Origin of the sequence: Hippea jasoniae (assembly GCF_000744435.1) — a bacterium.
GTDB lineage: Bacteria > Campylobacterota_A > Desulfurellia > Desulfurellales > Hippeaceae > Hippea > Hippea jasoniae.
The window spans coordinates 108,581-123,909 of sequence record NZ_JQLX01000010.1 but is presented as its reverse complement, the minus strand read 5'-3'; the positions used below and the strand labels follow the sequence as shown (position 1 = coordinate 123,909).

The following is a 15,329-nucleotide window of genomic DNA, read 5'->3' as shown; positions in this document are numbered from 1 at the left end:
TGAGGAAAAACTCAAAGGAGGCTGAATGAACGCTGGCGGCATTGTTTTAACACTGCTTGCCGTTGTAGGTGCCTTCGTTTATGAAGGTGGCAACCCAGCGGTTCTAATCCAGATTGGTGAATATATCGTTTTGCTTGGTGCATTCTTCGGTATGCTTCTATCTACTGCCTCACCATCAGCACTAAAGGGCGCATTTGGTGTTATCCTTGGCATTGCAAAACCAGACCCTTACAACAAGAAGAACTATTTAGAATTATTGAAGATAATTTATGATCTTTCAACAAAAGTAAGAAAGGACGGTATTTTATCATTAGAGGCTGTGGTAGATGACCCAGAATCCTCACCAATCCTTCAGGATGCATCATTTTTCCTAAAAAACAAAGAGGCTCGCAATCTACTTATAGATGCCTTAAGAAATGTCGTAACAGGCATCGAGGTAGAAAAACTGGATGAAATGTTAGATACAAATATTGAAGTTATAGAAAAAGAGATTGCCGCACCACCAAAGATGGTTGCACTTTTAGCTGAGTCGATGCCTGGCATGGGTATCGTTGCAGCTGTTATGGGCGTTATCCTGACAATGGGTGCATTGGGTGGCTCAATTCTTGTTATAGGTGAGCATATCGCAGCAGCTCTTACAGGAACATTCTTAGGTCTATTGTTGTGTTATGGAATCTTTGGTCCAATGGCAAGATATGCAGAGTTCAAAAATGAAGATATGATTGCATACCTCAAAGCTCTAAAAACCGGAATCATCTATATAGCAAAAGGCGATGCCCCGATTATTGCAATGGAGGCTGTAAGGGAAAGTATTCCACCGCTTGCAAGGCCTGAATTTGAAGAGGCCGAAAACTTTGTAAAGGGCAAGTAAATGGCAGAAGGCGCAAATGGTGAGGGTGGAATAGTCAAAAAATGCAAACAGAAAAAATGTGAAGAGGGTGGTGGTAGTGCATGGGAGGTAGCCTACGGCGACTTTATGACCTCCATGATGGCTTTCTTTTTAGTTATGTGGCTGATTGCTGCTACTAATGTTAAACAGCGCAAAATCCTTTCCACCTATTTTACTCAACCCGGTGCAACATCACTCACAGAAGGCTCATCAATGCTTCCATCCAAAGGCGTATTTAACATAGGCTCAAAAAGCCTCACAATATCACAAAGAATTCCTGAGATGCCTCTACCTTCAGCAAAAAGCCCAAAGACATTAAAAGGCAGAGGCTTAATTCCAAAAATCTTAAGAAAAAGTGGTGGAGGCATAGGACATCAAAAACAAACACTTAATTTATATAGCGTAATGAAAAAGATCCAGCAGGCAATCGCAAGCAGAAAAGAGCTTTTGCAATACAGAAACCAGATAAAGATGGAGATGACTGAAGAGGGTTTAAGAATCATTATCTTCGACAAAAACAAAAGACCTATGTTTTATCCAGGCTCTGACCAGCTTGAACCGTGGGCAAAAGAAGTATTAGATATTGTAGCTAAACAGTTATCAGAAATCTCAAACAAAATAGTTATAGAAGGACACACAGATGCCCATCCCTATGTCGTGGGTAATCTTTCAAATTGGGAGCTTTCAACAATGAGGGCAAACGCTGCAAGACGAGAGATTCAGGCAAACGGCGTTTCTTCAGATAGATTTGATAGCATCATAGGATACGGTGATACAAGACCCGTACCTGGCACTAATCCAGACGACCCCATCAACAGACGCATCGTAATCTTGGTCAAAAAGATATAATTCAACATTACAGTTTCTGTATATTTCAGTATATTATATTTAACAATTAATTCCTAATTAAAAATATAGTTATTATTACTCATATAATTCTTGACAATATCAATCACAATTTAGTATAAATTATTGAACATTTAATCAAAACCATACAAAGGGGGTTCATTATGGGCAAACAGAGGGGGTTTATCGAATCCAAACTCAAAGAAAACAGGGTTTTTTATCCGTCTATCGATTTTGCTCAAAAAGCCAACATCGACACAGACGAATTGGAGAGACTGAAAAAATGGGCAGAAATGGATTGGGAAGGGTTCTGGAGATACTTTGCCGTAAAAAAGATTCACTGGTTTAAGCGTTTCGAGGAGGTCTTAGATGATTCAAATCCTCCCTTCTTTCGTTTCTTTCCCGGTGGAAAACTCAACGCTTCATACAACTGTTTAGACAGGCACATAAAAAGTTGGAGAAAAAACAAGGCAGCAATCATCTGGGAAAGTGAAAACGGCGAAACCCGCATCATGACATACCAGGAACTTTACATAGAAGTTAATAAATTCGCCAATGTCCTAAAAACACTTGGTATAAAAAAGGGCGATAGGGTTATTATCTACATGCCTATGATACCTGAAGCTGCAGTAGCCATGCTTGCATCAGCACGAATTGGTGCTATTCACAGCGTTGTTTTTGGCGGATTTTCATCTGAAGCTTTAAGGGATAGAATAAATGATGCAAAACCCAAAGTAATAATAACAGCAGATGGAGGCTTTAGAAACGGCAAAGCCATTCCATTAAAAAGCAAAGTAGACGAAGCAATGGAAGAACTGGACTACAAAGTTGACTATGTTGTAGTCGTTAGACATATTGACAGAGACATACATATGAAACCGTTAAGGGATTTCTGGTATCAGGATTTAATGAGCGATCCCGATTATGCTCAGATTTACTGCCATCCAGAGGCGGTTGAGTCAAATAATCCTTTATTTATTCTTTATACAAGTGGTTCAACCGGAAAACCCAAAGGCATTGTCCATTCAACGGCTGGATATCTTCTCTGGACAATGCTAACAATGAAATGGGTATTTGATATAAAGGATGAGGATACCTTCTGGTGTACGGCAGATATAGGATGGATAACAGGACACTCCTACGGCGTTTATGGGCCTTTAGCTATGGGTGCAACAACAGTTATGTATGAGGGTGTGCCAACCTATCCCACGCCTGCAAAATGGTGGGAACTTGTTGAAAAACATTCAATCAATATTCTTTATACTGCTCCTACCGCTATAAGGGCTTTAATGCGATTGGGTAACGAATGGGTCTTAAAACATAACCTAACATCCTTAAGACTTCTTGGCAGCGTTGGTGAACCGATAAATCCCGAAGCCTGGATGTGGTATTACACAACAATAGGAAACGAAAGAGCACCAATTGTTGATACCTGGTGGCAAACAGAAACAGGCGGTCATATGATAACCACGCTTCCGGGAGCCCAGGCTGCCAAACCAGGCTCAGCAGGAACACCTCTTCCTGGCATATTCGCAGATGTTGTTGACACAGAAGGTAAAAAAATAAACGATCCTGACAAAGGTGGTCTGCTTGTTATAACAAAGCCGTGGCCATCGATGTTACTAACGATCTGGGGGGATGATAAAAAATATATCGATGTTTACTGGAAAAAATTTGAAGATAAGGGCTATTACTTTGCAGGTGATGGTGCAAGAAAAGACTCAGATGGCTACTTCTGGATAATGGGAAGAGTCGATGATGTATTGAATGTATCAGGTCATAGAATAGGTACAATGGAGGTGGAAAGTGCCCTTGTATCACACCGATATGTAGCAGAAGCAGCAGTTGTAGGAAGACCCGATGAAATTACAGGTGAAGCAATTGTTGCATTTGTTGTACTAAAAGAGGGTGTAGATAAATCCAGACATGATGAAATGGTTAGAGAACTAAGAGAGCATGTTCAGAAACAGATAGGACCGATAGCAAAGCCTCAAGAAATTATATTTACCGACGCTCTACCCAAAACACGCTCTGGTAAAATTATGAGAAGACTATTAAGGGATATAGCAGCAGGTAGACAGATCAATCAAGACACATCCACGCTTGAAGATGCAACAGTGCTTGACAAACTCACCGAATTGAAGCAGAAGTTAGAAGAAGAGATGAATAAAAACAACTCCAGCAACAAATAAAGAGGGCCATGTCGCCCTCTTTGGTCTAAAAATTTGACATCCTTTAATTATATAGCTATTATAAATAAGTATGGGTAATTTTAAATTTTTGTTGATAGACAATGAAATTTGATAAAGAGCTTTTTCTAAAAATAAGGGAAACCGCTATAAACGAGCAGATCAAGGTTTTATATGTTGAAGATAAAGAGGATGTTTTACTATCAACAAAGGAGCTTTTAAGCAACTTTTTTGAGCATTTAGATACAGCAACAGATGGATTTGAGGGTCTTGAAAAATTTAAACAAAACCCATACGACATTATCATAACCGACATCAATCTGCCCAAAATGGACGGGCTTGAGATGGCAAAAAAGATTAAGGAGATAGATAAAAAAATCCCCATAATCGTTATAACGGCTTTTACAAAGATGGAGTATCTACTTGAAAGCATTAAAATAGGCGTTTATGGATACATCTTAAAACCCATTGATATGGATCAGCTTTTAGAAACCTTAAACAGGGTTGTTGAAAAGGTTTACCTAAGAAAAGAAAGAGATAGAGCAGTTGCGCTGCTTGAGCAGTATAAAAAGATTATTGATGAGGGATTTACCGTTACAAAAACAGATCCCACAGGTGTTATAACATACGCAAACGATAAGTTCTGCAAAATCAGTGGGTATTCTCGCGAAGAGCTTATAGGAAAACCCCACAACATTGTCAGACACCCCGATATGCCAAAAAAAGCTTTCAAAGATTTATGGAATACAATAAAGGCTGGTAAAATATGGCGAGGGGTTGTTAAAAACAAAACAAAAGATGGCAAAAGCTTCTATGTCAAAGCTACTGTTGCTCCGATCTTCGATGAAAATGGTAAAATAAAGGAATATATCGCTGTAAGAGAAAATATTACAGATATTGTTAACCCAAGAAAGCTTATTCAGGATAAGATAATAGAATTCTCAAACCCCCTGCTTGTTCTTGGGGCGATTGAGGATTTTGATGACTTAGAAAACCTATACGGTGAATCAATAATAGAGGAACTTCAGGAAGTATTTGTTAAAAAGGCAAAATCGTTATTTCCTCCTCAATGTCAAATGAACTTATCTTTTAATATGGGAGATGGAAGGTTTGCCTTTATAAAAGACCAGACTGAGAAAAAAGAGATCAACGAAATTCTGTATGCACTCAAGCAGTTTCAGGAGAATATAAGAAACACCAAATTCAGCGTTGGTGAATATGAGTTTGAACTTGAAACAGTTTTAAGTCTTGCAACCCAAAAAGATCACATGTTTAAGAATGCAGAATTAGGCCTAAAAAAAGCCTTAAAAGAAAAATTAGATATCGTAAAGGGCGATGGGCTTTATCAAACCGCTATAGAAAATGCTAAAAAGAATATAGCAACACTTAAAATGATAAAGGATGCAATAAAAAACGACCGCATCGTTTCCTACTTCCAGCCAATTTACAACAACAAAACCGATATAATAGAAAAGTATGAATCACTGGTGAGACTGATAGATAAAGATGGCAAGGTTTTATCGCCATTTTTCTTCTTAAATGTAGCCAAGATTGGCAAATACTACAAACAGATAACAAGAATTGTGATAAAGAACGCCATCGAAACACTCAAAATCATGCCAAACAAAGAGATTTCGATAAATCTATCGGCTGTGGATATAGAGGATGAATCGATTAGAAACGAAATTTTTGCAATATTAGAAAACAATCCTGACATATCAAAAAAATTGGTTGTTGAGCTGCTTGAGGATGAAGGTATAAATCAGCTCAATGTAGTAAAAAATTTCATAAAAAAATTAAAAGGCTTTGGTGTTAAAATAGCTATTGATGATTTTGGCAGCGGTTATTCAAACTTTTCACGATTGATAGAATATGAGCCAGATTATATTAAAATCGATGCATCGTTGATAAAAGATATAACAACCAACAAAAACAACCTTCATATCGTTGAAGCAATCAGGGATTTTGCTAAAAAACAGGGGTATAAAACCGTTGCAGAGTATGTTTCAAATGAAGAGATATTTAGAATTGTAAAAGAGCTTGGCATAGACTACTCTCAGGGTTATTATATTTCAGAACCACTACCAGAACCCATATGAAAAAATTTTTACTGTTTTTATTTTTCATATTATCAATAGCAATAAATGCAGAAGCAGAAAAACTCACTACGGTAATTTTGCAGCTAAACTGGAAATATCAATTTGAATTTGCTGGCTACATTGCAGCCAAAGAGAAAGGCATATACAAAAAATATGGGCTCAATGTTATAATCAAACAATACAAAAGTGGCAATCCTATAGACGATGTTTTGAATGGTAAGGCAGATTTTGGTGTAAGTGGCTCAACACTGTTTACTGCAATGGTAAACAGAAAACCCGTCGTAATGCTTGCAAACTATTTCAAGCGCTCTCCGCTTGTTCTTGCAACAAAACCATCTATAGTATCACCTGTGGATTTAAACAATAAAGTGTTACTCACAGGTGGCAGCGATATAAGGCTAACAAGCGTGGGTTTAATGATAAAAAAATTTCATATACACTTTAAAAAGATTCTAAAAATTAAAGGTGTATATACACTCGATTCCTTCATAGAAGGTAAGGCGGATGCTGTTCCAATTTATATAACCAACCAGACATACAAACTAAACAAACGGCATATCCGTTATAACATCTTAGACCCTGCAGATTATGGTATCTATTCATACTCTGCCAATCTATTTACATCATACAAATTCTTTAAAAAACATCCAGATATAGCAAAAAAGATGGCATTAGCTACATCAGAAGGCTGGATATACGCCCTAAATCACAAATATGAAATAGCTTCACTGATCTACAAGAAATACTCAAAACAAAAAAGCATAGATGCATTGATGTTTGAGGCAAATAAGATTGAAGGCGTGATGATGCGCACCATGTCTACAGTTGGCTCTATTAACAAAAAGGTTGTTAGCTATATTACATCGAATTTTGCAAAAATATTAAACAAACAACCCCCCAACATAGAAAACTACATCGCAAATTTCTCAAACCTTTTGATTCTCAACGCTAAAGAGAAAAAGTTTATCAAAAAACACAAAACCATAACAATGTGTATAAATCCTGACTGGACACCTATAGAATATAAAGAAAACGGCAAGCCTGATGGCATCTCATCACTTGTGATTAAAAAAATATCCAAGCTTACCGGTTTAAAGTTTAAACTGATAAAAACAAACAGCTGGCCTGAATCTATTGAATATCTAAGAAAAGGCAAGTGTATGATGCTTCCTGCTGCATCAAAAACTCAAGCAAGAAGCAAGTTTGCAGTTTTCACGCATCCATATTTAAATTTCCCTATTTTTATAATCACACGACGCACAAACACCATCGCATCATCACTTGAAGATTTGGAAGGCAAGATAGTTGCAAGAAAAAAAGGTTCTGCATTAATCCAGTTAATTAAAAAGAGCTACCCTGATATAAAGTTATTACAAACAGATAATTATTACGACATGTTTAAATCTGTTGAGAATGGAAAAGCTTATGCAACATTAGCCACACTGCCGGTTGCAAAATACTATATCGAAAAATACAACCTCAAACACCTATCGATTATTAGCAGAACAAATATAGTCTATCATTTATCCATCGCAGTTAACAAAAACTATCCTATTTTAAGGGATATTCTTGATAAAGCGCTATATTTGATAACCCCATACGATATCAATAAATTCTTCTTAGAGCAGATGAAAGAGATTGACGAGGATCTCTATCAGCAAAAAATCATAAAAATTATAGTAGGTTCTGTTTTAGCTCTAACCGTAATGCTGATTGTAGTTTCAATTATCATAAAGAAAAATAGAGAGTTGAGAAGAATCAAAAAACAGCTTGAAGAATCCATAAACAATTTTCAGACCATTATGAATAATTCTATTCAATTTATAATACTCATAAAGGATAATAAAATTATCGACATAAACGACCTTGCATGCGAAAAAACCGGGTTTAAAAAAGAAGAACTATTAGGCAGGTCTATTTTTGAATATGTTGATAACAAAACAGCAAAACTTTTGGAGGAAAATCTAAAAAATTATCAAAATAAACCTATAGAGATAAGAATAAGAACAAAAGAAAACAACTGGATAGACCTACTTGCAAAGATTCAACCTGTTAAGATATCCTCAGAAAGCGTGCTTTTAGGTGTAGGGGTTGATATCACAGAATTAAAAAAACTCCAGGATAAACTTCAACAGCTCAATAAATCACTTCAGGTGCGGATAGAGGAAGAAATACAAAAAAGTCTAAAGAAAGACAGAATGATTATGCAACAATCAAAACTGGCAGCAACAGGAGAGATGTTGGGTATGATAGCCCATCAATGGAAACAGCCCCTTAACTCCATTTCAACAACAATAAACGACCTGTTGCTAAAACTTGAGCTGGGTATGGCGGATGAAAACTACATAAAATCAAAATTATCCAATATTGTTAACTATATAAACCTGCTAAACACAACGATAAATGACTTTATGAACTTTTATTCACCCGATAAAGACAAAGTAGAGGTAAAGATTGAAGATATAATCGATGAAACCCTAAGAATCGTCAACGATACACTGGCATCTGCAAATATTGAGGTTATAAAATATGTCAAATGCAACGAAACATTGAGAATTTATGCAAACGAATTAAAACATGTGTTGTTGAATTTAATAAACAACGCAAAAGATGCGCTCATAGAAAGAAAGATTGCTCAACCTCGTATCATAATCAAAACACAATGTAGTGATAATTCAATGCATTTAGAAATTGAAGATAATGCTGGCGGCATAGATGAAAAGCTTTTAGATAAGGTCTTTGAAGCATACTTTACAACAAAACACAAAAAACACGGCACAGGACTTGGACTTTACATGACAAAAATAATAATAGAGGAACACCTAAACGGCGAGATAGAACTTTCAAACACGCAATACGGATTAAGGGTTACTATCAAGCTTCCTTTAAGCTAAACCAAGATAAGCCCTTCTTAGTTCTTCGTTATTTAGCAAAACATCACTTTTTCCTTTTCTAATAATTCTTCCAAGCTCCATCACATAAAGATAGTCTGCAACCTCGGCTGCCTTATGTGCATTCTGCTCAGCTAAAAATATCGTTATTCCGCTATTTTTTAGCTCTTTTATAACATCAAAAACCTCATCAACCAGCTTGGGCATAAGACCCAGAGAAACCTCATCTATAAGCAAGATATCCGGCTTAGACATCAAAGCTCGTGCGATTGAAAGCATCTGTCTTTCACCACCACTTAGGGTGCCAGCAAGCTGAAAACGTCTTTCCTTAAGGCGAGGAAAAAGCTTATACACATAATCAAATTTTAGCGGACTATTTAGTCTATATCCCCCTATTTTTAAATTTTCCTCAACCGTTAATCTGCCAAATACACGTGCGCCTTCTGGCACAACGGCAATTCCTAAAGAAGCTCTTTTGAATGTGGGCAGTTTTGTTATATCGTTATTTTTAAAGAAAATAGCTCCTTCTTGATTTGCTACAATGCCCATAATGGCCTTAATAAGCGTTGTTTTACCAGCACCGTTTGCACCGATTATCGCAGTGCAGCTGTTCTTTTTAACCTCAACACCAACACCTCTTAAGGCTTTGATAGAGCCGTAGCTTACATGCAAATTTTCTATCTTAAGCATGGCTTTTCCTTCCAAGATATGCTTCTATCACAACGGGGTTTGATGCAACCTCTTCTGGGGAGCCCTGAGCAATCTTTTTGCCGTAATTGACAACAACAACCTCGCTACACAAATCCATAACAACAGGCATATTATGCTCAATCAACAAAACAGTGATACCTTCTTTATTAATTTCTCTGAGTAATAATTTCAAACTATCAATCTCAGAAAAACTCAAGCCAGAAAAAGACTCATCCAACAGCAATAGTGAAGGATTAACGGCTAAAGCCCTCGCTATCTCAAGCCTTCTTTGATAACCAAGCGGTAGTTTTGATGCAATTTTATCTTTAAATTCAATCAGACCTGTAAGCTCTAAAATCCTTTCTACATTTTCGATATACTTTTTCTTCTTAAACCTCTCAAACACTTTTGCAGAGTAATAAAACCTCACGCCGTATGCCACAAAAACATTCTCCTCAACGCTCATCGAACCAAAAGGCCTTACAAGTTGAAATGTGCGCCCTATGCCCATTCTTGCAAGCCTGTATGCAGAAAAAGAACCTACATCAACACCTCTAAAAAACACCCTGCCTGAAGTGGGCTTTAAATGGCCACTTATAACATTAAACAGCGTGGTTTTACCTGCACCGTTTGGCCCAATAATGCCAAATATCTTTTCTTTATCAACCGAAAAGCTGACACCGTCTATTGCTCTTAAACCGCCAAAATCAACAACAATATTATCAACTGTTAGGATTTTCTCAAAAGCTTCCATACAACTCCCTCTTTAGCAAAAAACCCTTTTGGCTGAAACCGCATCATGACAACAAGCATCAAACCATACAGAAGCATTCTATAGCTATGGATTGGTCTAAAAATCTCTGGTAGCAAAACAAGCAGCACCGCACCAAAGATAGGACCAATAATAGTGCCTTCTCCACCAATTACAACCATTGCAAGAATGGTAATAGAAACGGCAAATGAAAAATCACCCGCACTGATAAAACCCATAAAGCTGCTGTATAATACACCTGCAATACCTGCAAACGCTGAGCCTATAGCAAAGGCTATCAATTTAAAAATAAACGGCGAAACACCACAACTTGAAGCTGCCTTTTCATCGTCTTTTATGGAAAAAATAGCAAGCCCACACCATGAGCGCTTAATTGCATAACTTACAGCTATTACAACAACCACAAACAGGTAAGTGATAATCATAAATGTAAAGTTTGAGACGGGATTTGCGCCTATCTGAATAAAAGGTATATTTCCAATACCCATTGCACCGCCAAAATAATTAAAGGTATTAAAAACGCCGTAGGCAATAAAATTTATGCCTATTGTTGTGATGGCAAGAAAATCCTCAGACACCCTCAAGCTGGGCAGACCAAGAAATATACCCACAACAGTTGTAATCAATACGGCTAAAAATGCAGCCTCAATAAAGCCAATACCGTATTTTGTGGTGAGAATGGCAAAGCTGTATGCACCTATCGCCCAGAATGCTGCATGCCCCAAAGACACCTGCCCTGCATAGCCCACAATAATATTCAAACTCAACGCAAGAATCATATAAATCCCTATTGTTATCAAAAGAGTAACGATATAGCCACTCACCTGCCCACCCTCTTTGAAAATATATCCATGATACCCTGAGGCTTTACCATCAATACTATGACCATAAAGATAAAAGCGATAGAATCCCTTGGTAGTGGTAAATTAAACACACCCACACTGAATGCCTCAACAATACCGATAAGCAGTGCCGCCACAAATGCACCCCAGATATTGCTCATGCCACCAACAACGATTATGGCAAGCGATTTATATGCAGGTACATCGCCCATGGAGGGATAAACACTGTTAAAATACAACCCCACAAGTAAACCTGCAAGACCTGCAAATGCCGAGCCAAAGGCAAATGCATACATCAAAACCTTTTTTGAATTAATCGAAAAGCTCTCAGCTAACTCCATATCCTCAGAAACAGCCTTTAAAATCAATCCAAACTTTGTTTTGTTTGTAACAAACCAGATAACAGCAATCGATGCAATACTAAGCAGCAAAACAAACAGTTGCACCTTGCTTATTGTAATACTACCAAAGCTTAAAACACCGCTTAAGGTGTCAGCTGGAAACGATTTGATATACGGCCCAAAGATAAGCCTTATGCCCTCTTCAATTGAGATAAATACGCCTATGCTTGCAATTAGAGAAATCAAAGGAGAAAAGCCTATTAGCGGTAGATAGATAAAAACCTCGATCAAAACACCCACAACAACAGCAGAAACAACAGAAAAAACAGCTGCAACAATCAGACTATGCGTTAGATAAAACCCATAAAGACCGCTATATGCACCAACCACATAAACACCCGCATGCGCCACATGGATAATCCTCAAAATGCCATACACAAGCGCAAGACCCATAGCAATGAGGGCATAAACACCCCCTATGGTCAAACCGTTAATCAGCTGCTGCAGAAGCATGCTTAGTTAGCCTTCCTTTCTTGAATGTTTTAAAAACAGGATTAACCCCGTAATGATAGGGAATAAACAGATAACTTGATTCGTTAAGCACTATAAAATCGGCCTGTTTTGATACATCTATGCTACCAACTCTATCTGCCCTGCCTATAGCATAAGCAGCATTTATTGTAGCAGCGGCTATAGCCTCCTGAGGCATCATATCCATACCTAAAACGGCAAGTGTTATAATTGCAGGCATCGATTCAGTATAAGAGCTGCCGGGGTTGCAATCTGTTGCAATAGCAACAGGAATCGAAGCCTCGATAATCCTGCGGGCATCAGCAAATGGTTCTTTCAGGCTAAAGGCAGTACCTGGCAAAAGCGTTGCAATGGCGCCTGCCTGCTTCATCGCCTCGATGCCTTTATCTGTAATCTTCAAAAGATGATCGCAGCTTACCATCGGTAGTCTAAAGGCAAGCTCACTACAACCGATCGCCTCTATCTCATCTGCATGGATCTTAGCTTTCAAACCTAACTCAATGGCAGCTCTTAGAATCCTATAACTCTGCTCAACATCAAAAACACCCTTCTCGCAGAAAACATCCACAAACTCCGCCAGATTATTCTGTGCAACATAAGGTAGCATCTTGTTTATAACTTCATCCACATAACCATCGGTATTGCCCTTAAACTCCTCAGGAATCGCATGAGCTCCAATAAATGTTGACACAATCTCTGCTGTCGTTGTTTCGTTTACTCTCTTTATAGCCTCAAGCTGCTTGATTTCGGCCTCAAAATTCAACCCATATCCGCTTTTTGCCTCAAATGTGGTAGTGCCCCACTCAAAAAACAGCTCAACCCTTTTTTGCAATCCTTTAATCAGATCATCTATACTTGACTCTCTGACTTTTTTAAGCGTTGATAGGATACCACCGCCAGCCTCTAAAATCTCAAGGTAACTTTTACCCTCAAGACGCATCAAAAATTCGTTTTCTCTTGTTCCAGCAAAAACAGCATGTGTGTGAGGGTCAACAAAGCCTGGCAATACCGCCCTGCCCTCTACATCAATCACCTCTTTTGCTTTGTATTTTTCTTTCAAAACATCGCTTCTGTCCACATCAACGATAATACCGTTTTCTACAGCAATTCCACCGTTTTCAATAAAGCCTAAATCTTTGAGCTCCTCTTTTTTTCTTGGATGTCCATAATCCCTCAAGGTATAAAGATTTGCGCCTACAACAAGCAAATCTATCATTACTCTGACTCCTTGAGTTTACTGTTTACAATCCCATCAATTAAATCATCATCTGCTATCTGCGGCATTGTAATATAACCATCTGAAACTGAGTTGTATTCTTTTACAACATCCATTGCGTTTTTATTTCTTGCCCAATTTCTTCTTCCAACGCCTACCATAACATCCCATTCAAGCGCTTTTTTGATAATTTCATCCTTTCTTTTTGAACCATCCAGCACAAGGCCAAATCCACCGTTTATGGCTTTTCCTATACCCACACCGCCACCGTTTGATAGCACAACCATACTCATCCCTCGTGCAGCATTGCCTGCAAAACAATGCACCGCCATATCAGCCATAATGTTGCTACCATCCTTGATATTTGCCGTCTCTCTAAACGGTGAGTCTGTGCCACCTGTATCGTGATGATCCCTGCCAAGCATCACAGGACCTATCTCACCGTTTCTTACCATCTCGTTAAACTTAAGCGCTATCTTCACCCTTTCTGCAGCATCAGCATAGAGAATCCTTGCCTGCGTACCCACAACTAAATTGTTCTTCTCTGCATTAACAATCCAGTGATGGTTATCCCTATCCTGCATTCTGCGGTTGGGATCTATAATTTCGGCTGCTGCTTTGTCTGTCTTTATAAGGTCTTTATGCCTGCCTGATAAACACACCCATCTAAAAGGACCATACCCGTAATCAAAATATAACGGTCCCATAATATCCTCAACATAGGATGGGAAAATAAATCCTTCAGATGTATCAACGCCGTTTTTTGCAACCTCTTTGACACCTGCATCAAAGACAGCCTTTAAGAAGCTATTGCCGTAATCCCAGAAATAACCACCCCTTTGGTGCAATATCTTTATCAGCTCAAAATGTTTTCTTAAAGATCTATTTACATACTCAACAAACTTAGCATGGTCTTCTTTTATCATCTTTCGCGCCTCATCAAGCGTTAACCCTTGAGGTATATATCCACCCTCATAAGGCACATGGCATGATGTTTGATCGCTTAAAAGCTCAGGTTTTATATCTTTATCAACCATATATTCAAGCAGATCCACAACATTGCCGTGATATGCTATAGAAATCGGTTTGCCGTTGTTTATATGTTGCCTGGCTATATCAAATGCCTCATCCAGTGAATCTGTGATCTTGCTGACCCATCCCTGCTTATAGCGGGTTTCAATTCGTGAGTAGTCAACCTCAGCAATAATTCCCACACCACCTGCTATTTCGATCGCTTTTGCCTGTGCTCCACTCATACCACCAAGCCCGCTACTTACAAATAAATGACCTCTCAAATCTTCATTCCAGGGAACATTTAAGAATAAGCGGGCTGCATTTAAAATAGTGATGTAAGTGCCATGAACAATGCCCTGCGGTCCTATATACATCCAGCCGCCTGCTGTCATCTGGCCGTAATTTGCCACACCAAGCTGGGCGGCAATATGCCAATCTGAAGGATTATCAAACATACCAACCATCATCGAGTTTGTGATAATCACCCGCGGTGAGTCTTTATGTGATGGAAACAATCCCAGCGGATGACCCGACATAATCACAAGTGTTTGCTCATCGTTCATAATCTCTAAATACTTCTTAACCAGCCTATACTGCATCCAGTTTTGAAACACCTGACCTGTCTCGCCATAGGTAACAAGCTCATAAGGATACAACGCTATCTCAAAATCTAAATTGTTATCTATCATTACCTGAAAGGCTTTGCCTTCAAGAGTATTGCCTTCGTATTGATCGATTGGTTTACCCCAGATTCTGCCGTATGGTCTAAAACGATAACCGTAAATTCTGCCACGGGTTATTAACTCATCTAAAAATTCAACAGCAAGTTTTTCATGATACTCTTTTGGTATATATCTTAGTGCATTCTTTAGAGCCAATTTTGTTTGATATTTGTTAAGGTTAAAATACCTTGCAGGCGCCCTTCTTATACCCTCCACAAATTCTGGATAATCAGGTATCTCATCAATCATAATTTCTATTCTTTTGTCCATCTTCTACCTCCCAAAAA

11 protein-coding genes are annotated in these 15,329 nt (G+C 38.3%); 5 read left to right on the top strand and 6 right to left on the bottom strand.

Going from position 1 to position 15,329, the window contains the following annotated elements; genetic code table 11:
- Positions 1-25: 25 nt before the first annotated feature.
- The 5 genes from EK17_RS01325 (at position 26) to EK17_RS01305 (ending at position 8,917) form a co-directional block, all read left to right on the top strand.
- Positions 26-871, top strand: coding sequence for a motility-associated protein (locus EK17_RS01325; RefSeq protein ID WP_035586834.1), 846 nt, complete (start codon positions 26-28; stop codon positions 869-871).
- Entirely contained in the window at positions 872-1,738 is an 867-nt protein-coding gene (locus EK17_RS01320) for a flagellar motor protein MotB (RefSeq protein ID WP_035586832.1), read from the top strand.
- 161 nt (positions 1,739-1,899) lie between these two features.
- Entirely contained in the window at positions 1,900-3,927 is a 2,028-nt protein-coding gene (gene acs / locus EK17_RS01315; protein ID WP_035586830.1) for an acetate--CoA ligase, read from the top strand.
- Between the two features lie 101 nt (positions 3,928-4,028).
- A complete protein-coding gene (locus tag EK17_RS01310) occupies positions 4,029-6,023 on the top strand; it encodes an EAL domain-containing protein (RefSeq protein WP_051904340.1) in 1,995 nt (664 codons plus the stop codon).
- Positions 6,020-8,917 carry an ABC transporter substrate-binding protein gene (locus EK17_RS01305; RefSeq protein WP_035586828.1) on the top strand — a complete coding sequence of 966 codons (2,898 nt, stop codon included), beginning with the start codon at positions 6,020-6,022 and terminating at the stop codon, positions 8,915-8,917. The genes EK17_RS01310 and EK17_RS01305 overlap by 4 nt, the downstream gene beginning before the upstream one ends.
- Here EK17_RS01305 and EK17_RS01300 read toward each other — a convergent pair.
- From EK17_RS01300 to EK17_RS01275, 6 genes are read right to left on the bottom strand one after another with little or no spacing between them, the layout of a single operon-like run.
- Complete coding sequence (locus EK17_RS01300) at positions 8,909-9,604, bottom strand: ABC transporter ATP-binding protein (protein WP_035586826.1); 696 nt, start codon at positions 9,602-9,604, stop codon at positions 8,909-8,911. The genes EK17_RS01305 and EK17_RS01300 overlap by 9 nt on opposite strands.
- Entirely contained in the window at positions 9,597-10,358 is a 762-nt protein-coding gene (locus tag EK17_RS01295) for an ABC transporter ATP-binding protein (RefSeq protein ID WP_035586824.1), read from the bottom strand. Before EK17_RS01295 ends, EK17_RS01300 begins: the two co-directional genes overlap by 8 nt.
- Positions 10,334-11,200: a branched-chain amino acid ABC transporter permease gene (locus EK17_RS01290; protein WP_035586822.1), complete on the bottom strand. Its 867-nt coding sequence runs from the start codon at positions 11,198-11,200 to the stop codon at positions 10,334-10,336. The genes EK17_RS01295 and EK17_RS01290 overlap by 25 nt, the downstream gene beginning before the upstream one ends.
- Positions 11,197-12,072, bottom strand: a complete 876-nt coding sequence (locus EK17_RS01285) for a branched-chain amino acid ABC transporter permease (protein ID WP_035586820.1) — start codon at positions 12,070-12,072, stop codon at positions 11,197-11,199. The genes EK17_RS01290 and EK17_RS01285 overlap by 4 nt, the downstream gene beginning before the upstream one ends.
- Positions 12,050-13,306, bottom strand: coding sequence for an imidazolonepropionase (gene hutI / locus EK17_RS01280; protein ID WP_035586819.1), 1,257 nt, complete (start codon positions 13,304-13,306; stop codon positions 12,050-12,052). Before hutI ends, EK17_RS01285 begins: the two co-directional genes overlap by 23 nt.
- A complete protein-coding gene (locus EK17_RS01275) occupies positions 13,306-15,312 on the bottom strand; it encodes a urocanate hydratase (protein ID WP_035586816.1) in 2,007 nt (668 codons plus the stop codon). Before EK17_RS01275 ends, hutI begins: the two co-directional genes overlap by 1 nt.
- Between the last annotated feature and the right edge of the window lie 17 nt (positions 15,313-15,329).